This window comes from Pseudomonas sp. MWU16-30322 (assembly GCF_020515535.1).
Taxonomy (GTDB): domain Bacteria; phylum Pseudomonadota; class Gammaproteobacteria; order Pseudomonadales; family Pseudomonadaceae; genus Aquipseudomonas; species Aquipseudomonas fluorescens_H.
In genome coordinates this window covers 313,847-339,708 of record NZ_JAIWYL010000003.1, presented here as the reverse complement: position 1 = coordinate 339,708, position 25,862 = coordinate 313,847, and the positions used below count along the sequence as shown (strand labels likewise).

The following is a 25,862-nucleotide window of genomic DNA, read 5'->3' as shown; positions in this document are numbered from 1 at the left end:
GCAAATAGGTGTATCCGACTACAGACAACCCTCTCAAAATCACCACCGAACAACTGTGGGAGCGGGCTTGCTCGCGAAAGGGCCGTGTCAGTCGACATTGATTTCATTTGACCCACCGCATTCGCGAGCAAGCCCGCTCCCACAGGGGATCTATGCTGAGTCAGGGATATTGCAGGCATAAAAAAACGGCCCGCCTCCTTGTAGGACGCGGGCCGTTTTCCTGTGAGCCGCAGCTCAGTGCATCACTTGTTCAGGTGGAAATCCTTTTCCGCTGCCTGGAAGCGCTGCACCATGCCAGCGGTCGGCGCGCCGAGCTTGCTGACGATGTAGATCGCCAGACTGGCGAAGATGAAGCCCGGGATGATTTCGTACAGCCCCATCACCTCGAAATGCTTCCACACCACCACGGTGATGGCGCCGACCAGAATGCCGGCCAGCGCGCCGTTGCGGGTCATGTCTTTCCAGATCACCGAGATCAGCACCACTGGACCGAACGCGGCACCGAAACCGGCCCAGGCGTAGGACACCAGGCCCAGTACGCGGTTTTCCGGGTTGGCGGCCATGGCGATAGCAATCAGCGCCACCAACAACACCATCGCGCGGCCGACCCAGACCAGTTCAACCTGGGAGGCGGATTTGCGCAGGAAGGTTTTGTAGAAGTCTTCGGTGAGGGCGCTCGAGCACACCAGCAACTGGCAGCTCAAGGTGCTCATCACAGCCGCGAGAATCGCCGACAGCAAGACACCGGCAACCCACGGGTTGAAGAGGATTTTCGCCAGTTCGATGAACACCCGCTCGTGGTTCTCGGTCACGGGACCGGCCACTTCCGGGTGCGCCGAGAAGTAGGCGATGCCGAAGAAGCCCACGGCGACGGTGCCGCCCAGGCACAGGATCATCCAGGTCATGGAGATGCGACGGGCGTTGGCAATCGACTTCACCGAGTCAGCGGCCATGAAACGCGCAAGGATGTGCGGCTGACCGAAGTAACCCAGACCCCAGCCCATCAGCGAGATGATGCCGATGAAGGTGGTGCCCTTGAGCATGTCGAAGTTGCTTGGATCCTGGGCTTCAATGGCCAGGAACGTGGTATCGACGCCGCCGGTGGCCAGCAGCACGATGATCGGCGTCAGCAGCAGCGCGAAAATCATCAACGTGGCTTGTACGGTATCGGTCCAGCTCACCGCGAGGAAACCGCCGACGAAGGTGTAGGCAATCGTCGCCGCCGCACCGGCCCACAGCGCCGTCTCGTAGGACATGCCGAAGGTGCTTTCGAACAGACGGGCGCCGGCCACGATGCCGGATGCGCAGTAAATGGTGAAGAACACCAGAATCACGATCGCCGAGATGATGCGCAGCAGACCGCTTTTGTCTTCAAAACGGCTGGAGAAGTAGTCCGGCAGGGTCAGGGCATCGCCGTTGTGCTCGGTCTGCACGCGCAGACGGCCGGCGACAAACAGCCAGTTCAGGTAGGCGCCGACGATCAGGCCGATGGCGATCCAGCTTTCCGACAGACCGGACATGTAGATGGCACCCGGCAGGCCCATCAGCAACCAGCCGCTCATGTCGGAAGCACCGGCGGACAGAGCCGTCACGACGCTGCCCAGGCTGCGGCCGCCAAGAATGTAGTCAGAGAGGTTGTTGGTGGAGCGATAGGCCATGAAGCCGATCAGCACCATTGCTGCGATGTAGATCACGAAGGTGATCAGTGTTGGATTGCTTACGCTCATTAAGTTACGCCCTGGCTTTGTTTTTATGTTGCTGCGGTGATTGATCGTCCACAAACGACGACGTTTGGCAGACGAAACGGGATCCCGCGCATTTAGGACTGATGTTTCCCCAGGAAAGCCACCAGCCGATGCACCGGGTATTCCCGGTTGCACCTTGGGCGCGAATGCTATGCAACAAAGCAAAAAAGGTGCAACCAGTTTCTGGCAATTAAGTTGCACCTAGTCGGATATACCGATAAATACGCGGTTTTTGCTCCCTTTTAGCGCAGTCCAGGCGCTTCGCTAGAAGCAAAAGCACCAAGCCAGAGCGGCACTTCAGTACCAGAAAATAATTCCTGACGAAGCGTTTATTTTTCCGACAAAAAAAGGGTTGCACCCGGTTGCACCTCACTCAGCGCACGGCTAATCTTGCCGCCAGCTGATGCCACGCAACTGTGGCAACCATGAGGATAAAAATATGGCTACCACCACCCTTGGGGTCAAACTCGATGACCCGACCCGCGAGCGCCTGAAGGCTGCCGCGACCTCGATTGATCGCACCCCGCACTGGTTGATCAAGCAGGCAATTTTCAATTACCTGGAAAAACTCGAGGGTGGTGCAACCCTGACCGAGCTGAACGGTTTGACCACCAAGGACGCCGACGACGCCGGTGAAGTCCAGAACGATCACGCCCACCAGTGCTTCCTCGAATTCGCTGAAAGCATCCTGCCGCAATCGGTACTGCGCGCTTCGATCACCGCCGCTTACCGTCGCCCGGAGCCGGAAGTGGTGCCGATGCTGATCGAGCAGGCGCGCCTGCCGGCACCAATGGCCGAAGCCACCAACAAACTCGCCGCATCCATTGCGGAAAAACTGCGTAACCAGAAAAGTGCCGGCGGTCGTGCAGGCATTGTTCAGGGCCTGCTGCAGGAATTTTCCTTGTCGTCCCAGGAAGGCGTGGCCCTGATGTGCCTGGCCGAAGCGCTGCTGCGCATCCCGGACAAGGGCACTCGCGATGCACTGATCCGCGACAAGATCAGCACCGGCAACTGGCAGCCGCACCTGGGCAACAGCCCGTCGTTGTTCGTCAACGCCGCGACCTGGGGTCTGCTGCTGACCGGCAAACTGGTATCGACCCACAATGAAGCCGGCCTGACTTCGTCGCTGAGCCGGATCATCGGCAAGAGCGGCGAACCGATGATCCGCAAGGGCGTCGACATGGCCATGCGCCTGATGGGCGAGCAGTTCGTCACCGGCGAAACCATCGCCGAAGCACTGGCCAACGCGAGCAAGTTCGAAGCCAAGGGCTTCCGTTATTCCTACGACATGCTCGGTGAAGCGGCGCTGACCGAACACGACGCGCAGAAGTACCTGGCGTCGTACGAACAAGCCATCCACTCGATCGGCAAAGCCTCCCACGGTCGTGGGATTTATGAAGGCCCGGGCATTTCCATCAAGCTCTCGGCCCTGCACCCGCGTTACAGCCGTGCGCAGTACGAGCGCGTGATGGATGAGCTGTACCCGCGCCTGCTGTCGCTGACCCTGCTGGCCAAGCAATACGACATCGGTCTGAACATCGACGCCGAAGAAGCCGACCGCCTGGAGCTGTCGCTGGATCTGCTCGAGCGCCTGTGCTTCGAGCCGCAACTGACCGGCTGGAACGGCATCGGTTTCGTGATTCAGGCTTATCAAAAGCGTTGCCCGTACGTGATCGACTACGTGATCGATCTGGCCCGCCGCAGCCGTCATCGCCTGATGATCCGTCTGGTGAAAGGCGCGTACTGGGACAGCGAAATCAAGCGCGCCCAGGTCGAAGGCCTGGAAGGCTATCCGGTCTACACCCGCAAGGTGTACACCGACGTTTCCTACATTGCCTGCGCCCGCAAACTGCTGGCGGTACCGGAAGTCATCTACCCGCAGTTCGCCACGCACAACGCCCACACCCTGTCGGCGATTTATCACATTGCCGGTCAGAACTATTACCCGGGCCAGTACGAATTCCAGTGCCTGCACGGCATGGGCGAACCGCTTTACGAGCAAGTTGTCGGCAAAGTGTCCGAAGGCAAGCTGAACCGTCCGTGCCGCGTGTATGCACCGGTCGGTACTCACGAAACCCTGCTGGCGTACCTGGTACGACGTCTGCTGGAAAACGGCGCCAACACTTCGTTCGTCAACCGCATCGCCGACCAGTCGATTTCGATTCAGGAACTGGTGGCCGACCCGGTGGCCCAGATCGAGCAGATGGCGACCGTGGAAGGTGGTTTCGGCCTGCCGCACCCACGCATTCCGCTGCCGCGTGACCTGTATGGCTCCGAGCGCGCCAACTCCAGCGGCATCGACATGGCCAACGAACATCGTCTGGCCTCGCTGTCCTGCGCCCTGCTCGCCACCGCGCACAACGATTGGAAAGCCGCGCCGATGCTCGGTTGCGCTTCCAGCAACGAAGCGCCGGCACCGGTGCTGAACCCGGCGGATCACCGCGATGTGGTCGGTCACGTGCAGGAAGCCACCGTCGAAGATGTCAACAACGCGATCCAGTGCGCCCTTAACGCCGCACCGATCTGGCAGGCCACCCCGCCGGCCGAGCGCGCGGCGATTCTGGAACGTGCCGCTGACTTGATGGAAGGCGAGATCCAGCCACTGATGGGCCTGCTGGCCCGTGAAGCCGGCAAGACCTTCGCCAACGCCATCGCCGAAGTCCGCGAAGCGGTCGACTTCCTGCGTTACTACGCAGTGCAGGCGCGCAACGATTTCAGCAATGACGCCCACCGCCCACTGGGCCCGGTGGTGTGCATCAGCCCGTGGAACTTCCCGCTGGCCATCTTCAGTGGTCAGGTCGCTGCCGCACTGGCCGCCGGTAACCCGGTCCTGGCCAAACCGGCTGAGCAGACTCCGCTGGTCGCCGCGCAAGCCGTGCGCCTGCTGCTGGAAGCCGGGATTCCCGAAGGCGTGCTGCAACTGCTGCCGGGTCGCGGTGAAACCGTCGGTGCCGGTCTGGTTGGTGATGAGCGCGTCAAAGGCGTGATGTTCACCGGCTCCACCGAAGTTGCGCGCCTGCTGCAACGCAATATCGCGGGTCGCCTCGACAGCCAGGGCCGTCCGATTCCATTGATCGCCGAAACCGGCGGGCAGAACGCGATGATCGTCGACTCCTCGGCACTGACCGAACAAGTGGTGATCGACGTGGTGTCCTCGGCCTTCGACAGCGCCGGTCAGCGTTGCTCGGCACTGCGCGTACTGTGCTTGCAGGAAGATTCCGCAGACCGCGTCATCGAAATGCTCAAAGGCGCGATGGCGGAAAGCCGTCTCGGCAACCCTGAGCGTCTGTCCGTGGACATTGGCCCGGTGATCGACGCCGAAGCCAAGGCCGGTATCGACAAGCACATCCAGGCCATGCGCGATAAAGGTCGCAGCGTGTACCAGGTGGCTATCGCCGACAGCGAAGAAGTCAAACGCGGCACCTTCGTCATGCCGACCCTGATCGAACTGGAAAGCTTCGACGAGCTGCAACGCGAGATCTTCGGCCCGGTGCTGCACGTGGTGCGCTACAAGCGCAAGGACATCGACCAGTTGATCGGCCAGATCAATGCCTCCGGTTATGGCCTGACCCTCGGCGTGCACACCCGCATCGACGAGACCATCGCCAAGGTGATCGACAACGTCAACGCCGGTAACGTCTACGTCAACCGCAACATCGTCGGTGCCGTGGTCGGCGTGCAGCCATTCGGCGGCGAAGGCCTGTCGGGGACTGGCCCGAAAGCCGGTGGTCCGCTGTACCTGTACCGCTTGCTGTCGACCCGTCCTACTGACGCGATCGAACAATCCTTCGCTCGCGGTGATGCAGCCGTCGCCCCGGACGTGCGTCTGCGTGATGCCATGAGCAAACCGCTGAACGCCTTCAAGGCCTGGGCCGAGAGCAACCAGTACGCCGAACTGAGCACACTGTGCGTGCAGTACGCCGCTCAATCGCAAAGCGGCATCACCCGCGTGCTGGCCGGCCCGACCGGCGAGAAGAACAGCTACGCGATCCTGCCGCGTGAACACGTGCTGTGCCTGGCGGACGTCGAAGGCGATCTGCTGACCCAACTGGCGGCGGTATTGGCTGTCGGCGGTTCGGCGGTATGGCCGGAATCCGACATCAGCAAGGCCCTGTTCGCACGCCTGCCGAAGGAAGTTCAGGCGCGGATCAAACGGGTTGCCGACTGGCACAAGGATGAAGTGGTGTTTGATGCCGTACTGCATCACGGTCATTCCGACCAGTTGCGTGGTGTCTGCCAGCAGATTGCCAAACGTGCTGGTGCGATCGTTGGCGTTCAGGGCTTGTCCCAGGGCGAGACCAACATCGCGCTGGAGCGTCTGGTGATCGAGCGAGCGTTGAGCGTCAACACCGCGGCGGCGGGGGGTAATGCGAGCTTGATGACTATCGGTTAAACCCGAGAAGTCAGGCAACCGCGATGGTTGCCTGACAATCAAATCCCAATGTGGGAGCGGGCTTGCTCGCGAAGGCGTTGTGTCAGTCGACATCTCCAGTGACTGATCCACCGCATTCGCGAGCAAGCCCGCTCCCACAGTTGTTTTGGGGTGTTTGTTAAGTCGGTGCTCGGCCCTGACATCACCGCCATCAATCATCGTATTCAGCCTTTATCAGCAAGCCTAGACTCGGCCCAACCCCCATTTTCAGGTAGGCCGCCATGTCCGAGACGCTGCTCAGTTCCCGTAATCTGGCTTTCGAGCTGTACGAAGTCCTCGATGCCGAGGGCCTGACCCGGCGTGAGCGCTTCGCCGAACACAACCGCGAGACCTTCGACGCGGCCATCGGCACCGCGCGCAGCATCGCCGAGAAATACTTCGCGCCGCACAACCGCAAGGGCGACGAGAACGAGCCGCGCTACGAGAACGGCCAGGCGATTCTGATTCCCGAAGTCAAACCGGCGGTGGACGCGTTCCTCGAGGCGGGTTTCCTCAATGCCGCGCGAAGCTTCGAAGCCGGCGGCATGCAACTGCCGACGCTGCTGTCGCAAGCCTGCTTTGCCCACTTTCAATCAGCGAACGCGGCGACCACTTCCTACCCGTTCCTGACCATGGGCGCGGCCAACCTGATCGAAAGTTTTGGCAGCGACGAGCAGAAACAGCGTTTCCTGCAACCGATGATCGACGGCCGCTTCTTCGGCACCATGGCCCTGACCGAACCGCATGCCGGCTCGTCGCTGTCGGATATTCGTACACGCGCCGAGCCGGCATCCGACGGCACTTATCGGCTCAAGGGCAACAAGATCTTCATTTCCGGCGGCGATCACCCGCTGTCGGAAAACATCGTGCACATGGTCCTGGCCAAGCTGCCGGACGCGCCGCCGGGGGTAAAGGGGATTTCGCTGTTCATCGTGCCGAAGTTTCTGGTCAACGATGACGGCAGCCTCGGCCAGCGCAACGATGTGCTGCTGGCCGGGCTGTTCCACAAGATGGGCTGGCGTGGCACCACTTCCACCGCGCTGAACTTCGGCGATAACGGCGAGTGCGTCGGCTATCTGGTGGGCAAGCCGCACCATGGCTTGAGCTACATGTTCCAGATGATGAACGAGGCGCGGATTGGCGTCGGCATGGGCGCGGTGATGCTCGGTTACGCCGGTTACCTGTACTCGCTGGAATACGCACGGGAACGCCCGCAAGGCCGAGTGCCGGACAGCAAGGATCCGAGCACCGCACCGGTAGCGATCATTCAGCACGCGGACGTCAGACGCATGCTGCTGACGCAAAAATCCTACGTCGAAGGGGCCTTTGACCTCGGTCTGTACGCGGCACGGCTGTTCGATGACACCACCACGCTGGAGAACGAAGCCGAGCGCAAACAGGCGCATGAGCTGCTGGATTTGCTGACGCCGATCGTCAAGTCCTGGCCGTCGGAGTTCTGCCTGAAGGCCAACGAACTGGCGATCCAGATTCTCGGCGGCCATGGCTACACCCGCGAATACCCGGTTGAGCAGTACTACCGCGATAACCGTCTGAACCCGATCCACGAAGGCACCCACGGCATTCAGTCGCTGGACTTGCTCGGGCGCAAACTGGCGCAGAACGGCGGCGCTGGGCTCAAGCAACTGATCCGCCTGATCGCCAACACTGCCGAGCGCGCGACCGCTTACGAATCGTTGACCGCACTGCGTGAGCCACTGGAGCAATTGGTGGCTCGCCTGCAAACAGTCACCATCGGCCTGCTGACCGATCTGGCGCAAGGCAAGGTCAACAGCAGCCTGGCGAATTCGGCGCTGTACCTGAAAGTATTCGGGCACACGGTGATTGGCTGGCGCTGGCTGGAACAGGCGATTCGCGCGGAGGAAGGCTTGGCCAAGGGCAATGCGGCGGATGCCGACTTCTATAAGGGCAAGTTGCAGGCGGCGCGGTACTTCCTGACATGGGAAGTGCCGGGTTGTCAGCATGAGCTGGCGTTGCTGGAGGTGCGGGATGATACGTGTCTGGCGATGCGGGATGCGTGGTTTTGATCCGGATTATGGGTCGCAGCTGAAATCCAATCGCGAGCAGGCTCACTCCTACAGGAGTACGCATTCCAAATTGTAGGAGCGAGCCTGCTCGCGATGGCGTCAGTTCAGGCAATACATCTCTCAGCTCAACTTGAACCCGCCCATCTGCCGCGCCAGATCATCCGCCAGCTTCTGCAGCATCTGACAATCCTCGCGACAGGCGCGAACCTCCCCCGCCGTGGCCCGGGCCAGATCGGAAATCCCCTGCACATTGCGGTTGATCTCCTCGGTCACTGCCGACTGCTCTTCCGTGGCCGTCGCCACTTGATGGTTCATGTCGCTGATGCGCTCGACCTGCCCGGTAATCGCGGTCAACGACGCCCCGGTACGCTGGCTCGACTCAACCCCGGTGCCGGTCGCCGCCTGCCCGGTGCGCATCGATGACACCGCGTTTTCTGCGCCTTGCTTGAGGCTGCCGATCATCTGCTGGATCTCGTCGGTGGACGCCTGCGTCCTGCGCGCCAAGGTGCGCACTTCATCCGCCACCACGGCAAATCCGCGGCCCATGTCTCCAGCCCGCGCCGCTTCAATCGCCGCGTTGAGCGCCAGCAAGTTGGTCTGCTCGGACACCCCGCGAATCACCGCAAGCACCGAATCGATCGACGCCACCTGCTGCGCCAGCTCACCGACCGCGCCCGCCGCCAGGCCAATCTCATCGGACATGCTTTCGATATGACGGATCGAGCCACCGACCACTTCCCGCGCCTGCATTGCTTCATCGCGAGCAGTTTGTGACGCCAGCGCGGCGTTGCCGGCGTTCTGCGCGATTTCCTGCACGGTCAGGCCCATCTCATGCACCGCCGTGGCGACCATGTCGGTCATTTCCTGCTGGCGCCCTGAGCGTTCGGCGGTGTTCTCCACCACTTTCGCCACTTGGCCGACCGCGGTGCGCAGGCGCTCGCTGGTGGTCAGCACTTCGCCGATCATCCCGCGCTGGCTGTCGAGAAAGCGGTTGAAGCCGCGCGCGAGATCACCCAGTTCATCGGCGCGACTGGAATCTAACCGATGGGTCAAATCTCCACCGCCGCTACCGATTGCTACCAGCGCGGCTGTTACCTGACGAATCGGTCGCACCAGACCTTGGGCCAGCCACACCACCAGCGCCAGGCACACCAGTGCCACCGCCAGACCGATGCCGCCGCTCATCCACATCGCTTTGCGGGCTTCGGCGTAAATCTGCGCCTGCGGCACTTCGGCCACCAGCGTCCAGCCCAGATCGCGCAGCGGCAGGCTGAAGGCGAGGAAGTCTTCGCCATCGCGCTGGAAGGAACTGTTAGCGGCAACTTTTTGACCCATGACCGCTTGCGCCGCCGACGCACCGATCTGCTCCGTGAGGGTGCGCTTGCCACTGAACTGCGCCTCGGGATGGACCTGGATCAAACCGTCGGAACGCACGAGATAGACTTTGCCGCGCTCGCCAAAGCTGAAGTTGTGGATCAGCTCCGACAGCTCTTTCATGCTCAGGCCCAGCCCCGCGACGCCGACCACTTTGCCGGCCTGCTCGACCTTCAAGTCGATGAACAGCGCCAATTCTCCGGTGGCGCCATCGTTGTCGATGTTCAGGGTGCGCGGCTGGTTGCTGTCGAGGAAGGCATAGAACCAGGCATCGGCCGGTTTGGCCCGGCTGAGGGTGCGATCCAGGCCTTTTTCGGTGATGTAGTGGTTGGAGTCGGTGCCGATGATCAACGCGGTGAAGGCTTTATGTTCGGCGCGGATGCCTTCCAGATACTGCGCGAAGGCCGCCGTTTTGCTGCTGTCTTCTCCCGAGGCCAGCCAGTCGCGCACCATGCTATTGCTGGCGATGTCTTTGGCGGCGGTCAGGGGTTGAACGAGGATGCGTTCGATGTCGTTGCGCGTCGCTTCGATGCTCGACGGCAGCGCTTGTTCGACCAGATAGCTCTGGGCGAGGCGGTTGACCACTAGGGTATAAATGCCAACCACGATCAGGATGCTGACCAGCAGGGCGGTGCCCATGCTGAGAATCAGTTGCCATTGAATACTGCGTCGCCACAACTGCATGGAGCACCCCCAAAGAATAAGTGGCCGAAACAATGCAACAGCCGTGCCGATTGTATACAACCTGATCGACAATCTATTCTTTGGTTGTGCGCAACCCCATCAGCCCTGATTGATGGTCTTGGCGATGGTTTCGACCGTGGCGCTGACTTGCTCTTGGTAACGGTCGAGTTCTTCCTGATGCTGCTTCTTCATTTCGATCTGCTGCGAGCACAGGTTCATCGCTGCCAGCACCAGCAAGCGGTCACCGATCAGCGTCGGGTATTTGCGTTTGGTGTCGGCCAGTGCAGCCTTGAGCATCAGTGCGGCATCCAGCAGGGTCTGTTCTTCCCCGGCCGGTGCCTTGATCGAATAGTCCTCCCCGAGAATGGAGATGACTTTTACCCCTGCGGTGCCGTGGTTCATGCGCTGACAGGACCTGCGTTGACGCGATCAACCAAGGCCTGGATGCGCGCTGCGGTGGCGCCGTGCTTCTCTTCCTGTTCCATCAGGCTCAGTTGCAGGCTTTCGTTTTCATCCTTGGCCTGGGCCAGTTCCGTGGACAGGGTCTGGTTGGTTTGCGTGAGGGTCTGGTTCTGTTGCACCAGGTCGCTGACGAGCTGTTCCAATTGGCTGAGGGATGCTTCCAACATTTTGATCTTCCAAGCGTTTTTCAAAGGGCGCGTACGATAAAGAAAAGTCACTGCGGATGCCAGGGTTATACCGGCGCAAGGCCTTGATTTTCCTGGTGGCCGACCGTTCTCACGAGTTTAAAAGACTGTGATCTGCCGATCTGGTTCCTGCACTTCGTCGCTCAGCCCCATATGCGACAAATACGCACAGTGCCTCAAGACTTTAGTCGTATGACCGATAAGTCATCCATACAGCAGTCTCAGCCCGCATGGATGCGGCCCTTTTTGGTATCCGCGCCATGTCCCTTCGCAACATGAATATCGCCCCCCGGGCGTTCACCGGTTTCGCCCTGATCGGCGGCCTGATGCTGATTCTCGGCGTGTTCGCCCTGAACCAGATGAGCAAAATCCGCGGCGCCGCCGAGGACATCACCAACAGCAGTGTGCCGAGCATCAAGAACCTCGACGAGTTCACGCAGTTGACCTTGCGCCTGCGGGTGCTCTCGTATCGCTTGCTGGTCAACCGTGAGCCGGACGTGCAGCAGAAGACCATGGAACTGCTGGACACCCGCAACCAGCAGATCCGCGCCGCCCAATCGGCCTATGAACCGTTGATCAGCGGCCCGCAGGAACGCGCGGCCTACGATCAATATGTGCAGTTGCTGGGCCAGTACCGCCAGATCGAAGACCGGATGAAGAGCCTGTCGCGCAACAATCAGGTGGACGACCTGCGCAACCTGCTCAACACCGAGTTGCTGAACAACTCCGAAGCGATGAACACCGTGCTCAACCGCCTGATGCAGATCAACGGCGAGCAGATCAGCCAGACCAATCAAGAGGCGGTCGACCAGTATTCCTCGGCGTTCAATCTGGTGGTCACCCTGCTGGTCATCGCCACCGGTCTGACTTTCCTGTTCGCCTGGCTGCTGACCATCAGCATCACCAAGCCGATCTCCAAAGCGCTGGACGCGGCGGAAACCATCGCCGAAGGCAACCTGACCCAGCCGATCCACGTCGACGGCACCGACGAAGCCGGACGTCTGTTGGCCGCCATGGCCAAGATGCAATCGAAGTTGCGCGACACCTTGCAGCGCATCTCCGGCTCGGCGACCCAACTGGCGTCTGCGGCGGAAGAACTGAACAGCGTCACCGACGAAAGCGCCCGTGGCCTGACCCAGCAGAACAACGAAATCGAACAGGCCGCCACCGCTGTCAACGAAATGACCAGCGCCGTGGAAGAAGTCGCCCGCAATGCGGTGAGCACTTCGGAAGCCTCGAAGAACGCCACCACTTCGGCGGGCGACGGCCGTGACCTGGTACAGGAAACCGTCAGCGCCATCGAACGCATGAGCGCCGATGTGCAGAGCACCGCGACCCTGATCGGCGATCTGGCGAATGAATCCCGCGACATCGGCAAGGTGCTGGACGTGATTCGTGGCCTGGCGGATCAGACCAACCTGCTGGCCCTGAACGCGGCGATTGAAGCGGCGCGTGCCGGTGAAGCCGGGCGTGGTTTTGCCGTGGTGGCGGACGAGGTTCGTGCCCTGGCGCATCGCACCCAGCAGTCGACCAGCGAAATCGAACGCATGATCGGCAGCATCCAGAGCGGTACCGAACACGCCGTGGACTCGATGCGCAACAGCACCGAGCGTGCCGAATCGACGCTGAACATTGCCCGTGGTGCCGGGATGTCGCTGGACACCATCAACACCGCGATCGTCGAGATCAACGAGCGCAACCTGGTGATCGCCAGCGCCGCCGAAGAGCAGGCGCAAGTGGCCCGCGAAGTCGATCGCAACCTGGTGAACATCCGCGACCTCTCGGTGCAATCGGCCACCGGCGCGAATCAGACCAGTGCGGCGAGCAACGAGCTGTCGCGCCTGGCGCTGGATCTGAACAATATGGTTGGGCGGTTCAGCCTGTAACGACATTTACCTTGAAGTAAATGAAACCTCTGTGGCGAGGGAGCTTGTCGAGTCGTCGCACCGTCCCGCACGGCTGCGCAGCAGGCGCAATCCAGCCACTGCGTCTGCTCTGAAAAAACCGTAGCGTCTGATTTTTAGGGGCGCTGCGCGCCCCAGCGGGAGCAAGCTCCCTCGCCACAGTCATCACATACCGCACCTCCTGTGTGATCACGCTGTAAAAAGCTTTTTGACAGCATCACATTTCAACAGGTTAGAATCGCTGGCACGCAGACTGCATGGTCAGTTTGTGCCCGTCTTTACGCTTCTGGAGTACTGCCTTTGAATGCGACGACCATCAACAGCCTGTTCTTGATCGGCGCGTTGCTGGTAGGTGCGAGCATTCTTGTCAGCTCACTTTCCTCCCGTCTCGGCATCCCCATTCTGGTGATCATCCTCGCGGTCGGCATGACCGCCGGGGTCGATGGCGGCGGGATCATTTTCGATAATTACCCGACGGCTTATCTGGTCGGCAACCTCGCGCTCGCGGTGATCCTCCTCGACGGTGGCTTGCGCACCCGGGTTTCGAGTTTCCGTGTGGCCTTGTGGCCGGCGCTATCGCTGGCGACGGTCGGGGTGTTGATCACTACCGGGCTGACCGGCATGGCCGCCGCGTGGCTGTTCGACCTGAACCTGATTCAGGGCCTGCTGATCGGCGCCATCGTTGGCTCTACGGACGCCGCCGCGGTGTTCTCGCTGCTCGGCGGCAAGGGCCTCAACGAACGGGTGACCGCCAGCCTGGAAATCGAATCCGGCAGCAACGACCCGATGGCGGTGTTCCTCACCGTGACCCTGATCGACATGCTCGCCAGCGGCCAGACCGGCCTGCACTGGAGCCTGCTCGGGCATCTGGTGCGCGAGTTCGGCATCGGTGGCGTGATCGGTCTGGGTGGTGGCTGGCTGATGCTGCAACTGGTCAACCGGATCAACCTCGCCACCGGCCTGTACCCGATTCTGGTGATCGCCGGTGGTCTGGTGGTGTTCGCCCTGACCAACGCCCTGCACGGCAGCGGCTTCCTTGCTGTGTACCTGTGCGGTCTGGTGATCGGCAACCGCCCGGTGCGCAGCCGTCACGGCATCCTGCACATGCTCGACGGCATGGCATGGCTGGCGCAGATCGGCATGTTCCTCGTGCTGGGGCTGCTGGTCACCCCGCATGACTTGCTGCCCATCGCCCTGCCCGCGCTGGGGCTGGCGCTGTGGATGATTCTGTTCGCCCGCCCGCTGTCGGTGCTGGTCGGCCTGCTGCCGTTCAAGGCGTTCCACGGTCGCGAGAAAGCGTTTATTTCCTGGGTCGGCTTGCGTGGCGCAGTACCGATCATTCTCGCGGTGTTCCCGTTGATGGCCGGGCTGCCGAATGCGCAGCTGTACTTCAACCTCGCGTTCTTCATCGTGCTGGTGTCGCTGCTGGTGCAGGGCACGAGCCTGCCGTGGGTGGCCAAACTGCTCAAGGTGACGGTACCGCCGGAGCCTGCGCCGATCTCCCGTTCAGCGCTGGAAGTGCACATCACCAGCGAGTGGGAGCTGTTCGTTTACAAGCTCGGCGCCGAGAAATGGTGCATCGGTTCGCCCCTGCGTGAGCTGAAAATGCCCGAAGGTACGCGCATCGCGGCCCTGTTTCGTGGCCAGCAACTGCTCCATCCGTCGGGTAGTACGGTGCTGGAAGTCGATGATTTGCTGTGTGTGATCGGCCATGAACACAACCTTCCGGCCCTTGGCAAACTGTTCAGCCAGGCGCCGCAACGTGGTCTGGATCTGCGCTTCTTCGGTGACTTCGTACTCGAAGGAGACGCCCAGCTTAAAGCGGTTGCAGCGCTTTACGGGTTGCCGGCCGAGGGCATCGATCCGGACATGACGCTGGGTGCATTCATTGCCCAGAAGGTCGGTGGTGCACCGATCGTTGGCGACCAGGTGGAGTGGAACAACACCCACTGGACGGTCGCGGTCATGGACGGGAACAAGATCGGCAAAGTGGGCGTCAGATTCCCCGAAGGAAGTCGCCCGGGCCCCGGTCTCTTCCTCTAAACTGCGTCCACTATCACTTGCTTGACCGGTCTCTATGCCTACCCTGCGCTCTTTCTTTTTCGCGGCCCTGCTGGGCCTGAGTCTTTCCGTCGGCCCGCTGTATGCCGCCGAACCACCGTCCAGCGAAGCCGTGCAGGCCAGCCTGGACAAACTGGCCGACAGCAAACTGCCGGATGCCGATAAAAAGACCCTGCAGACGGTTCTGCAAAATACCCTCAATCAGCTCAACAACCGGCGTGACTACGACCAGAAGCTGATCGACCTCAAGCAACAACTGGCCTCCGCCCCTCGACAGACCATCGAGAACACCCGCGAACTGGCACGCCTCAAGGCCACGGCGGTGGTGCCGATGGCGCAGCGCTTCCCCAGGGAGTCGATCCCGCAGCTGGAGCAGATCCTCACGGATCGCTCGACCCAGCAAAGCGATCTGCAAAAAGCGCTGGCCGATGCCAACAGCCTGATCATCACCGCCCAGACCCGTCCCGAGCGCGCCCAGGCGGAAATCTCCGCCAGCCAGACGCGCATCCAGCAGATCAACACCATCCTCAAGTCCGGCAAGGACAGCGGCAAGACCGTCAGCGCCGAACAACGCGACCAGTTGAACGCCGAACTGGCCGCGCTGAACGCGCTGATCCCGCTGCGCCGTCAGGAACTGGCGGGCAACAGCCAGTTGCAGGATCTGGGCAACAGCCAGCACGATCTGCTCTCGGAGAAATCCGACCGTCTCGACCGCGAGATCCAGGAACTGCAGACCCTGATCAACCAGAAACGTCTGGCGCAGTCGCAGGAAACCGTTACCCAGCAATCGATCGAGGCGCAGAAGGCCGGCGGCAGCAGCCTGCTCGCCAGCGAAAGCGCGGCCAACCTCAAGCTTTCGGACTACTTGCTCAAAAGCACTGACCGCCTCAACGAAGTCACCCAGCAAAACCTGCAGACCAAACAGCAACTCGACAGCCTGACCCAGAGCGACTCGGCCCTCGACGAGCAGATCAACGTGCTCAAAGGCAGCCTGTTGCTGTCGAAGATTCTCTACAAGCAGAAACAGGCGTTGCCACGACTCAAGGTCGACCGCGACCTGGCGGACCAGATCGCCGACATTCGCCTGTATCAGTTCGAAGTCAGCCAGCAGCGCGAACTGCTGAGCAACCCGGCGACCTACGTCGACAATCTGCTCTCCACCCAGCCGCCGGAGCAAGTCACCCCGCAGCTGCGCAGGAGCCTGCTGGATCTGGCCAATACCCGCGCCGATCTGCTGGAGCGCCTGAACCGCGAACTGAGCGCGGTGCTCAACGAATCGATCACCCTGCAGCTCAATCAGAAACAACTGCTGAGCACCGCGCAAAGCCTGCGCGCGACACTTGATGAGCAGATGTTCTGGATTCCCAGCAACAAGCCGCTGGACGCCGAATGGCTGCGCGGCGTGCCGGAGCGTCTGCAACGTCAGGTAGACACCCTGCCGTGGGCCTCAAGCCTGAGCGAACTGACCGACGGCCTGACCCAGCGTCCACTGCTGTTCCTGCCGCTGGCCCTTCTGATCGGCGCGCTGCTGTGGCGGCGCAAACATCTGTATGCGCGGCTGAACAAGGTTCACCAGGACATCGGTCACTTCAAGCGCGACAGCCAGTGGCACACGCCTCAGGCGATCCTGATCAACATTCTGCTGGCGATGCCGGTAGCCTTGGGTCTGGGCCTGTGCGGTCTGGCCCTGCAAATCGACGCCCGCGGGCAAAACGCCAACATGGGCGCGGCGCTGCTGCAAATGGGCCAGGCGTGGCTGGTGTTCTACACCGCCTACCGGATTCTCGCGCCGGGCGGCGTGGCCGAGTTGCACTTTCGCTGGGAAAAACCGCAGGTCGAATTCCTGCAAGGCTGGGTACGTCGCCTGGGCCTGGTGGTCATGGCACTGGTGGCCGTCGTGGCCGTCGCCGAGCTGCAACCGGCGGCGCTGGCAGACGACGTACTGGGCATGCCGGTGGTGCTGACCTGCTATGCGCTGATGGCATGGCTGCTCAGCCGCCTGTTGATCAGCAGTCCGGCCCATGAAAACGCTTCGCTGTTCCGCAAGGCCGTGGGCATCATGTTCACCCTGCTGCCGATCGCCCTGTTCGTCGCGGTGTGCTTCGGCTACTACTACACCGCGCTGAAACTCAGCGACCGGCTGATCAACACCCTGTACCTGCTGATGTTCTGGCTGGTGATCGAAGCCACCTTCGTCCGTGGTCTGGCGGTTGCCGCACGCCGTCTGGCTTACCAGCGCGCTCTGGCCAAACGCCAGGCCGCGAAAGAGGCCGGCGACGGCGAAGCGGTGATCGAAGAGCCGACCCTGGACATCGAAAAGGTCAACGAACAGTCGCTGCGTCTGATCCGTCTGGCGCTGCTCGGCGGCTTCATCGCCGCGCTGTACTGGGTCTGGGCCGACTTGATCTCGGTGTTCTCGTACCTCGACAACATCACCCTCTACGAATACACCAGCGGCACCGGGGCCAATATGAGCATGGTGCCGATCAGCATCGGCGACATGCTCGGTGCGCTGATCATCATCGGCATCACCTTCGCCTTGGCGCGCAACTTGCCGGGTCTGCTCGAAGTATTAGTGCTGTCGAAACTCAATCTGGCGCAGGGCAGCGCCTATGCGACCACGACGCTGCTGTCTTACGTGATCGCCGGCGTCGGTTTTGTCTCCACGCTATCGACCCTCGGCGTCAGTTGGGACAAGTTGCAGTGGCTGGTGGCGGCGCTGTCGGTCGGCCTCGGTTTCGGTATGCAGGAGATCTTCGCGAACTTCATCTCCGGCATCATGATCCTGTTCGAACGCCCGGTGCGGATCGGCGACACCATTACCATCGGCAACCTGTCCGGCACGGTGAGCAAGATCCGCATCCGCGCCACGACCATCACCGACTTCGACCGCAAGGACATCATTGTCCCGAACAAGACGTTCATCACCGGGCAACTGATCAACTGGTCGCTGACCGACACCATCACCCGCGTCACTCTGAAACTCGGCGTGGATTATGGCTCCGACCTGGATCTGGTCAAGGAACTGCTGCTCAAGGCCGCCCGGGAAAACCCGCGCGTCCTCAAGGAACCCGAGCCGCATGTGTACTTCCTCAACTTCGGCGAAAGCACCCTCGACCACGAATTGCGCATGCACGTGCGCGACCTCGGTGACCGCAACCCGGTGATCGACGAAGTGAACCGCTTCATCAACCGCGAGTTCAAGAAGCAGCACATCAACATCTCGTTCCGCCAGATGGAGGTGTACCTGAAAAACCTTCACGGCCAGGAATACAAGTTGGTGCCGGTCGAGGACGACAGCAAAACCATCGTGCCGATCAGCGGCGAGCAAAAGCCGCTGCAAGAGCCGCCGCCGGCCAAACTCGACTAACCGGCCTGATCCCAGCAGAATGCTCGGACATTCTGCTGGAGCCGGCCCTTGAAAGCCCTCGACGAACTGACCTTCGACAATCGCTTCGCTCGCCTGGGCGACGCGTTCTCCGCCCACGTGCTGCCCGAACCGATCGACAACCCGCGTCTGGTCGTCGCCAGCCCGGCGGCCCTGGCCTTGCTCGATCTCGAGCAGACGACGGCTGACACTCAGGAATTCGCCGAACTGTTCGGCGGCCACAAGTTATGGGCGGATGCCGAGCCACGGGCGATGGTCTATTCCGGGCACCAGTTCGGTGGCTACACGCCGCAACTGGGCGATGGTCGCGGCTTACTGCTGGGCGAGGTTTACAACAACGCCGGCGAGCACTGGGACCTGCATTTGAAGGGCGCCGGGCAGACGCCGTTTTCGCGCATGGGCGATGGCCGCGCGGTGTTGCGTTCGTCGATCCGTGAATTCCTTGCCTCCGAGGCGCTGCACGCGCTGAACATCCCGTCTTCGCGTGCCGCCTGCGTGATCGGCTCCGACACTCCGGTGTGGCGCGAAAAGCAGGAACGCGCCGCGATGGTGCTGCGTCTGGCGCCGAGCCATGTGCGCTTCGGCCACTTCGAATACTTCTACTACACCAAGCGTCCCGAGCAGCAGAAACAGCTCGGTGAGCACGTACTGGCGATGCACTATCCCGAATGCCTGGAGCAGCCGGAGCCGTATCTGGCGATGTTCCGCGAGATCGTCGAGCGCAATGCCGAACTGATCGCCAAGTGGCAGGCCTACGGCTTCTGTCACGGCGTGATGAACACCGACAACATGTCGATCCTCGGCATCACCTTCGACTTCGGCCCATTCGCCTTCCTCGACGATTTCGACGCCAACTTCATCTGCAACCACTCCGATGATCAGGGCCGCTACTCGTTCAGCAACCAAGTGCCGATCGGCCAGTGGAACCTCAGCGCCCTGGCCCAGGCCCTGACGCCGTTCATCAGCGTCGAAGCCCTGCGCGAAACCCTCGGTTTGTACCTGCCGTTGTTCCAGGCGCACTACCTCGACCTGATGCGTCGTCGCCTCGGTTTCACCAGCGCCGAAGACGACGACCAGAAACTGCTCGAAGACCTGCTGCAACTGATGCAGAACAGCGGCGTCGACTACACCATGTTTTTCCGCCGCCTCGGCGACCAGTCCGCAGAGCAAGCCGTCGCCCGCCTGCGCGATGACTTCGTCGACATCAAAGGCTTCGATGCCTGGGGCGAGCGCTACCTGGCCCGGGTTGCCCGTGATGGCGACAGCAATCAGGAGCAACGCCGCACACGGATGCACGCGGTCAATCCGCTGTACATCCTGCGCAACTACCTGGCACAAAAAGCCATCGACGCCGCCGAACAAGGCGACTACTCCGAGGTTCGCCGGCTGCATGCGGTGCTGAGCAAACCGTTCGACGAACAGCCGGGGATGGAGGGTTATGCCGAGCGGCCGCCGGAGTGGGGCAAGCATCTGGAGATCAGTTGTTCGTCTTGAGGCTCCGGATTCAACCTTGATAAACGCCTCGTACGACTCCAGATCAGTCGTACGAGATATCAACTTAAACCGAGCCCGTCATGACCACTCCACTCCTCATCCCCTGCCCCGCCTGCAACGGCCTCAACCGCATCCCCGCCGAACGCCTGGGCGATCAGCCGAAGTGCGGGCGCTGCAAATCCGCGGTGCTGCTGAGCAAGCCGTTCGAACTCAAGCAAGGCGACTACGCCAGCCAGATCAAAGGTGATCTGCCGTTGTTGGTGGATGTGTGGGCGGACTGGTGTGGGCCGTGCAAGTCGTTTGCACCGGTGTTCGAGCAGGCGGCGGCGCAGTTGGCGGGCAAGTGCCGGTTGGCCAAGCTCGACAGCGAGGCCAATCAACAGTTGTCGGCGCAGTTGGGGATTCGTTCGATTCCGAGCCTGATTCTGTTCAAGAACGGGCGGGAAGTGGCACGCCAGAGCGGGGCATTTCCGTTGCCGCAGTTGATGGCGTGGCTGCGTAGCCAAGGCATCTGACCCTCCAGAGAACCCAATGTGGGAGCGAGCCTGCTCGCGAAGGCGCCCGTTCAGTCAACAGAGATGTTGAATGTGCTGGCCTCTTCGCGAGCAGGCTCGCTCTCACAGGAAAATCAGTGGTCTTCGAGCAGGTTGTGCAGTTCGACAAATTGCTGCGTCAGTTTGTGCCGTGGGTCGAGGTGGATCAGCGGGGTGCTGGCCTGGTGCGACTCGCGCATGCGCACCGAGCTGTTCAGGTACACCGGCAGCACCGGCAAGCCCTCGGCAATCAATTCATCAAGAATCTGCTGCGGCAGGCTGGCCCGGGCCTGGAACTGGTTGACCACGATGCCTTCGACTTCCAGCCCTTCGTTGTGGTCTTCCTTCAACTCTCCGATTTCCGCTAGCAGGCCGTACAGCGCCTGACGCGAGAAGCTGTCGCAATCGAAGGGAATCAGCACACGATCAGCGGCAATCAGTGCCGATACCGCGTAAAAGTTCAGCGCGGGAGGGGTGTCGAGATAAATCCGGTCGTATTCGCCATCCAGTTCATCCAGCAACTTACGCAGCTTGTTGATCTTGTGCTTGGCCTCAAGCTTGGGCTGCAGATCGGCCAGTTCAGCGGTGGCGGTGATGATGTGCAGGTTGTCGAACGGGGTTTCGTAGATGTCGGCCTGGTTTTTCTTCGAGAACGGCCCGGAAGACAGGGTCTGCTTGAAGAAGTCGGCAATGCCCATCGGTATGTCATTCCCGGTGAGCCCCGTCAGATACTGAGTGGAGTTGGCCTGGGCATCGAGGTCGACCAATAGCGTGCGATAGCCCTCGCTGGCACTCACTGCCGCCAGATTGCAGGCAATGCTGGATTTGCCCACGCCACCTTTCTGATTGAACACCACGCGCCGCATGACAAAACCTCCGTGTATCAAAGAATGACCGAGTGTAGTTGCCTGTGCGTGCGCTTCGCTACCTTCAACGACGCGGACTACAGAGTCAGGCGCAAAAATCAGCGGGAACAGAGGGCAAAAACCTCTCCTGTGCGCTGATAGGCCCGACAGACAAATCCCCCACGACCTGGATAATGGCCAAGTGACAGTTTTTCTGCGAACCACTCAGTACATTTCGTTGAGCAAAACGTAACCAACATTTGCTACACACTCGTCGCACCGGGATAATGCGCGCCACCCGGCGCCAAGCGCCACGTCAGGTCAGCCGCGGCTTTGGCGACTCAAAGCGTCATAAAAGCCCGCAGGGGCGGGATGAACTCCGTGATCAACTTCAACATCGCCCAATGGCGCGCGTGGGCCCCGGGGCTCGACAGCGTGGACGCGTGGCAGGCCTGGAGCCGACAACCGGTCGTGCTCCCGGGCAGCGATGTCGCGCCCGATGTGTCGTTTCTACCGGCGATGCAGCGCCGTCGGCTCAGCCGCCTGGCGCGCATGGCGTTCAGTGTCGGCTGGCCGCTGGCCGACGGACGGGAGAACCTGCCGCTGGTGTTTGTTTCGCGCCACGGCGAAACCCCGCGTACCTTCGAGATCCTCAGTGATCTGGCCAATGACGAGCCGTTGTCGCCGACCCAGTTCAGCCTGTCGGTGCACAACGCAATCATCGGTCTGTGGTCGATCATGCGCGGCGAAACCAGCGAAATGACCGCCCTCGCGGCGGCAGGCGATGGCCTGGAACATGGCATCCTCGAAGCCGCTGCCCTGCTCGACGAAGGCGCTCCGGCGGTGCTGCTGATCATCACCGAAGAGCAGCCGCCCCAGGCCTATTCGCAGTGGATCGACGACGTCCCGTTCCCTTATGCGCTGGGCCTGCTGCTCACTCCCGGTACCGACTGGCGGCTGACCCTGAACAGCGGCCCGGAGGCACTGTCCAAAACGCAATGGCCACACGCGCTCAATCTGTTGCGCACCCTGCTCGGCCAGCAATCCCATTGCCAACATGCCTGGAAAAATCGTGTATGGACCTGGCAACGCAACCCGTGACCGCGAAGAACCGCGACGCCTATTACTGGCGCTTGCTGGCCACCGCCGCCAGTTTCGCTCTGTTCGGGCTGGGCGGGCTGTGCCTGCGCCTGCTGGTGTTCCCGTTGCTCGGCTATTTGCCGGGAGACGCGCTCAAGCATCGCCAGCGCGCGCGGCAGACCGTCAGTCGGTTGTTCTGGTTTTTCGTGCGGTTCATGGCCCGCACCGGCGTCCTGACCTACGACATTCAAGGGGCGGAACGCCTCGGCCGGCCGGGGCAGATGATCATCGCCAACCACCCGTCGCTGATCGACGTGGTGTTCCTGATCGGCCTGGTGCGTCAGGCCAATTGCGTGGTGAAGAAAAGCCTGTGGGAAAACCCCTTCACCCGCGGCCCGCTGCGCAGCACCGAATACATCAGCAATGACGGCAGCATGGACATGCTCGATGCCGCGGCCGAATCCCTGCAAAACGGCCAGACCCTGATCATTTTCCCCGAGGGCACGCGCACTCAACCCGGTCAGGCGCCAGCCTTTCATCGGGGGGCGGCGGCGATTGCCCTGCGCGGTGCGAAAATCCTTACGCCAGTGGTCATCAAGGTCAATCCGACCACCCTGACCAAGGCCGAACCCTGGTATCGCATCCCCCACCGCCGCGTGCACTTCAGTTTTCGTATCGGGGCCGATATAGATCCACAGACTTTCGCCACGCAAGGCCCTGCACCGCAGGCCTCGCGCAAGCTCAATGATTATTTGCACTCTTACTACATTAAGGAGCTCGCCGAAGATGAGCGATCTGAATAACCCTGGCCTGGTGCGCGACATCAAACTGCTGATCATCGATGCCCTGGGCCTCGAAGACATCAGCGTCGACGACATCGGCGACGAACAGACGCTGTTCGGCGAAGGCCTGGGCCTGGATTCCGTCGACGCACTGGAACTGGGTCTGGCGATCCAGAAAAAGTACGGCATCAAGATCGACGCCGACGCCAAAGACACCCGTAACCACTTCACCAACGTGGCGAGCCTTGCGGCATTCGTCACGGCAAAAAAGGCAGCTTGAGACCGGACCATGCAAACTCGTGACGACATTTTCAACACCCTGCGCGATGCCTTGGTCGAGCTGTTCGAACTGGATCCGGCGCGGATCAGCCTGGAGTCAAACCTGTATCAGGATCTGGAAATCGACAGCATCGACGCGGTCGACCTGATTGATCACATCAAACGCCAGACCGGCAAGAAAATCGCCGCCGAAGAATTCAAATCGGTGCGCACTGTCGGTGACGTGGTCGAGGCGGTCTACCGTCTGGTTCAACCGGCCGCATGAGCCGATTGATCGGCCTCGGCCTGCTGTTGGCGGGGCTGCTGTACCCCTTTGCGGTGTATTTCGGCATGGAGCACTTCGCCCCGTGGCAGTTCGGACTGCTGCTGGGCGGCCTGTGGCTGGCGCGCGCGCTGACCGGCGAACGCAAGCCCGGCAGCCGCTGGATAGCCTGCGTGGCGATCGTGTTCTGCCTGCTGCTGGCGCTGTTCGACAGTCCGCTGTTGCTGCGCTGGTATCCGGTGCTGATCAGCGGCTTCATGCTGGTGCTGTTCAGCCTGAGCCTGAAATACGGGCCGCCGATGGTCGAGCGCCTGGCGCGACTGCGCGAGCCGCACCTGCCGCTCGAGGCGATCCGCTACACCCGCCAGGTCACCGTGGCCTGGAGCGTGTTTTTCTTCTGCAACGGTTTGTGCGCCGCGCTCCTGACCCTGTGGGCGCCGCTGCATTGGTGGATGTTGTACACCGGCCTGATCTCCTACGGATTGATCGGCCTGATGTTTGCCATTGAATGGCTGATACGACAACGGGTAAGAGGCCGTAAATGAACTGGATAAAACTTGAGCAACTGTTGCTCAAGGCCCTGCCGGAGCGCGCGATCAGCGCCGCCCCGGCGCTCGACCACACGCAACTGCGCGAGCAGGCGCTGAGCGTTGCCGCCGGCCTGCAGGCACGCGGCGTGCAGCGCATGGCGGTGCATCTGGAAGATGCCGCCGACCTCGCCATCGCTCTGCTCGGAGCCTGGCGCGCCGGCGTCAGCGTCCTGCTGCCCTCCGATCTGCAAGCGCAGACCCGCCAGCGCTGGTCGAGTGAAGTCGATCTGTGGCTGAGCGATCATCCCGATGACGCTCACTTGAACGATCTGCTGCAGCCTGCCTTGCCCGGCGCCGAACTCGATCTCGAGCAGTGCCGCCTGAGCCTGTGCACCTCCGGCTCCAGCGGTGAACCCAAGCGCATCGACAAGACCCTGCGCCAACTGGCCAACGAGGTCGAGGCACTGGAGCAACTGTGGGGCGCGGATCTCGGTGAAGCCTGGGTCATCGGCAGCGTCGCCACCCAGCACATCTACGGTTTGTTGTTCCGGGTGCTGTGGCCGCTGTGCGCCGGACGTCCGTTCGGGCGCAAGCAACTGGCATTCTCGGAAGACCTGCAGCGCGCCAGCCGCGAACACCCGGCCTTCGCCTGGGTCGCCAGCCCGGCGCTGCTCAAGCGCATGGGCGACAACCTCGACTGGCCGGCCCTGAGCGCCGTGCGCCGGGTGTTTTCCTCCGGCGGTGCGTTACCGGCAGACGCAGCACAGAGTCTGCAGCAACGCCTGCACCAGTGGCCGACGGAAATCCTCGGCAGCTCGGAAACCGGTGGCATCGCCTGGCGTCAGGGCGCCAGCCTGTGGCAGCCCTTCGCCGGGGTTGAACTGAGTCAGGACAGCGACGGCGCCCTGCTGATCGCCTCGCCCTATCTGCCGGCCGGGCATGTCGAGCACACCGCCGATGCCGCGCGTATCGCTGCCGACGGGCGTTTCGAACTGCTCGGGCGGCTGGACCGCATCGTCAAACTCGAAGAGAAACGTATCTCCCTGCCGATGCTGGAACAGGCGCTGATCGCCCATGACTGGGTCGCCGAAGCACGCCTGGGCGTGGTTCAGGAAAACCGTGCGGTGCTGGGTGCCTTGCTGGTGCTCAGCGACGCGGGCCTGTTTGCCTTGCGTGAACAGGGCCGTCGCAGCCTGACCGAAGCCCTGCGCAAACACCTGAGCCAGCATTGCGAAGCCTTGGCCTTGCCCCGGCGCTGGCGTCTGGTGCGGCAACTGCCGCTGAACAGCCAGGGCAAGCTGCCGCAGGCCTACATCGAAGCGCTGCTGCTGGCGCCACGGCCGAAAGCCCCGGAAGTGCTGGAACAGCTCGAGACCGACGGCGAGTGGAGCCTGCAATTGAGTGTTCCGCAGGACCTGGCCTACTTCAGCGGTCACTTCCCCAAGGCCCCGGTGCTGCCCGGTGTGGTGCAGGTCGAGTGGGCACTGAACCTCGGCCGACACCTGCTGAACCTGCCCGGCAAATTTGCCGGCATGGAAGTGCTGAAATTCCAGCAACTGGTGCGCCCGGGCGATGAAGTCCAGCTGCACCTGCGCTTCGATCCCGAACGCGGCAAGCTGTATTTCGCCTACCGCAACGACACCGCGACCTGCTCCAGCGGGCGAATCCTGCTAGGAGCCGCCGATGCATAACCTGTGGCGAGGGAGCTTGCTCCCGCTGGGCTGCGAAGCGGCCCCAATTCCAAGCGACACAAAATTAACGGCGAGTGCTGCGCACTCGAGCGGGAGCAAGCTCCCTC

Annotated in this window: 18 protein-coding genes; 13 read left to right on the top strand and 5 right to left on the bottom strand. The window is 61.7% G+C overall.

The features are described from left to right. Positions 1-242 precede the first annotated feature (242 nt). Positions 243-1,727, bottom strand: a complete 1,485-nt coding sequence (putP, locus tag LCH64_RS07380; RefSeq protein ID WP_003220979.1) for a sodium/proline symporter PutP — start codon at positions 1,725-1,727, stop codon at positions 243-245. A 457-nt stretch (positions 1,728-2,184) separates the two neighbouring features. Between putP and putA the strand changes: the two genes are divergently transcribed. Together putA and LCH64_RS07370 are read left to right on the top strand one after the other, a co-directional pair. Beyond that, positions 2,185-6,138 carry a trifunctional transcriptional regulator/proline dehydrogenase/L-glutamate gamma-semialdehyde dehydrogenase gene (gene putA / locus LCH64_RS07375; RefSeq protein ID WP_201135977.1) on the top strand — a complete coding sequence of 1,318 codons (3,954 nt, stop codon included), beginning with the start codon at positions 2,185-2,187 and terminating at the stop codon, positions 6,136-6,138. A 260-nt stretch (positions 6,139-6,398) separates the two neighbouring features. Beyond that, complete coding sequence (locus LCH64_RS07370; protein WP_226499867.1) at positions 6,399-8,201, top strand: acyl-CoA dehydrogenase; 1,803 nt, start codon at positions 6,399-6,401, stop codon at positions 8,199-8,201. A gap of 120 nt (positions 8,202-8,321) precedes the next feature. Here LCH64_RS07370 and LCH64_RS07365 read toward each other — a convergent pair whose 3' ends face one another. The 3 genes from LCH64_RS07365 to LCH64_RS07355 all read right to left on the bottom strand — a co-directional run bounded on the left by LCH64_RS07365 (position 8,322) and on the right by LCH64_RS07355 (position 10,888). Next, complete coding sequence (locus LCH64_RS07365; RefSeq protein ID WP_226499866.1) at positions 8,322-10,259, bottom strand: methyl-accepting chemotaxis protein; 1,938 nt, start codon at positions 10,257-10,259, stop codon at positions 8,322-8,324. A gap of 99 nt (positions 10,260-10,358) precedes the next feature. Continuing rightward, the gene (locus LCH64_RS07360) at positions 10,359-10,661 is read right to left on the bottom strand and encodes a cell division protein ZapA (protein WP_003220971.1); all 303 of its coding nucleotides are present in this window, start codon (positions 10,659-10,661) and stop codon (positions 10,359-10,361) included. After that, positions 10,658-10,888, bottom strand: coding sequence for a hypothetical protein (locus LCH64_RS07355; protein ID WP_003220969.1), 231 nt, complete (start codon positions 10,886-10,888; stop codon positions 10,658-10,660). Before LCH64_RS07355 ends, LCH64_RS07360 begins: the two co-directional genes overlap by 4 nt. Positions 10,889-11,166: 278 nt before the next feature. Here LCH64_RS07355 and LCH64_RS07350 point away from each other — a divergent pair, with 278 nt between their 5' ends. The 5 genes from LCH64_RS07350 to trxC all read left to right on the top strand — a co-directional run bounded on the left by LCH64_RS07350 (position 11,167) and on the right by trxC (position 20,268). After that, the gene (locus LCH64_RS07350) at positions 11,167-12,792 is read left to right on the top strand and encodes a methyl-accepting chemotaxis protein (protein ID WP_103521135.1); all 1,626 of its coding nucleotides are present in this window, start codon (positions 11,167-11,169) and stop codon (positions 12,790-12,792) included. Between the two features lie 318 nt (positions 12,793-13,110). Continuing rightward, positions 13,111-14,853, top strand: coding sequence for a potassium/proton antiporter (locus LCH64_RS07345; RefSeq protein ID WP_003220963.1), 1,743 nt, complete (start codon positions 13,111-13,113; stop codon positions 14,851-14,853). Between the two features lie 34 nt (positions 14,854-14,887). Continuing rightward, on the top strand, positions 14,888-18,241 hold the full coding sequence (mscK, locus tag LCH64_RS07340; RefSeq protein WP_103485565.1) for a mechanosensitive channel MscK: 3,354 nt from the start codon (positions 14,888-14,890) through the stop codon (positions 18,239-18,241). Between the two features lie 48 nt (positions 18,242-18,289). Beyond that, a complete protein-coding gene (locus LCH64_RS07335; RefSeq protein WP_226499865.1) occupies positions 18,290-19,753 on the top strand; it encodes a protein adenylyltransferase SelO in 1,464 nt (487 codons plus the stop codon). An 80-nt stretch (positions 19,754-19,833) separates the two neighbouring features. Next, the gene (trxC, locus tag LCH64_RS07330) at positions 19,834-20,268 is read left to right on the top strand and encodes a thioredoxin TrxC (protein ID WP_027611346.1); all 435 of its coding nucleotides are present in this window, start codon (positions 19,834-19,836) and stop codon (positions 20,266-20,268) included. A 113-nt stretch (positions 20,269-20,381) separates the two neighbouring features. On the opposite strand, the gene LCH64_RS07325 is transcribed toward trxC, so the two are convergent. Beyond that, on the bottom strand, positions 20,382-21,152 hold the full coding sequence (locus tag LCH64_RS07325; RefSeq protein ID WP_103485568.1) for a ParA family protein: 771 nt from the start codon (positions 21,150-21,152) through the stop codon (positions 20,382-20,384). Between the two features lie 351 nt (positions 21,153-21,503). On the opposite strand from LCH64_RS07325, the gene LCH64_RS07320 reads away from it, so the two are divergent. From LCH64_RS07320 to LCH64_RS07295, 6 genes are read left to right on the top strand one after another with little or no spacing between them, the layout of a single operon-like run. Further along, entirely contained in the window at positions 21,504-22,232 is a 729-nt protein-coding gene (locus LCH64_RS07320; protein WP_226499864.1) for a beta-ketoacyl synthase chain length factor, read from the top strand. Next, positions 22,208-23,014: a lysophospholipid acyltransferase family protein gene (locus tag LCH64_RS07315; RefSeq protein WP_103521131.1), complete on the top strand. Its 807-nt coding sequence runs from the start codon at positions 22,208-22,210 to the stop codon at positions 23,012-23,014. Before LCH64_RS07320 ends, LCH64_RS07315 begins: the two co-directional genes overlap by 25 nt. Next, the gene (locus tag LCH64_RS07310; protein WP_003220949.1) at positions 22,998-23,273 is read left to right on the top strand and encodes a phosphopantetheine-binding protein; all 276 of its coding nucleotides are present in this window, start codon (positions 22,998-23,000) and stop codon (positions 23,271-23,273) included. Before LCH64_RS07315 ends, LCH64_RS07310 begins: the two co-directional genes overlap by 17 nt. A 9-nt stretch (positions 23,274-23,282) precedes the next feature. Further along, on the top strand, positions 23,283-23,537 hold the full coding sequence (locus LCH64_RS07305) for an acyl carrier protein (RefSeq protein WP_003220947.1): 255 nt from the start codon (positions 23,283-23,285) through the stop codon (positions 23,535-23,537). Next, positions 23,534-24,079, top strand: a complete 546-nt coding sequence (locus LCH64_RS07300) for a hypothetical protein (protein ID WP_226499863.1) — start codon at positions 23,534-23,536, stop codon at positions 24,077-24,079. Before LCH64_RS07305 ends, LCH64_RS07300 begins: the two co-directional genes overlap by 4 nt. Further along, positions 24,076-25,755: an acyl-CoA synthetase family protein gene (locus LCH64_RS07295; RefSeq protein ID WP_226499862.1), complete on the top strand. Its 1,680-nt coding sequence runs from the start codon at positions 24,076-24,078 to the stop codon at positions 25,753-25,755. The genes LCH64_RS07300 and LCH64_RS07295 overlap by 4 nt, the downstream gene beginning before the upstream one ends. Positions 25,756-25,862 lie beyond the last annotated feature (107 nt).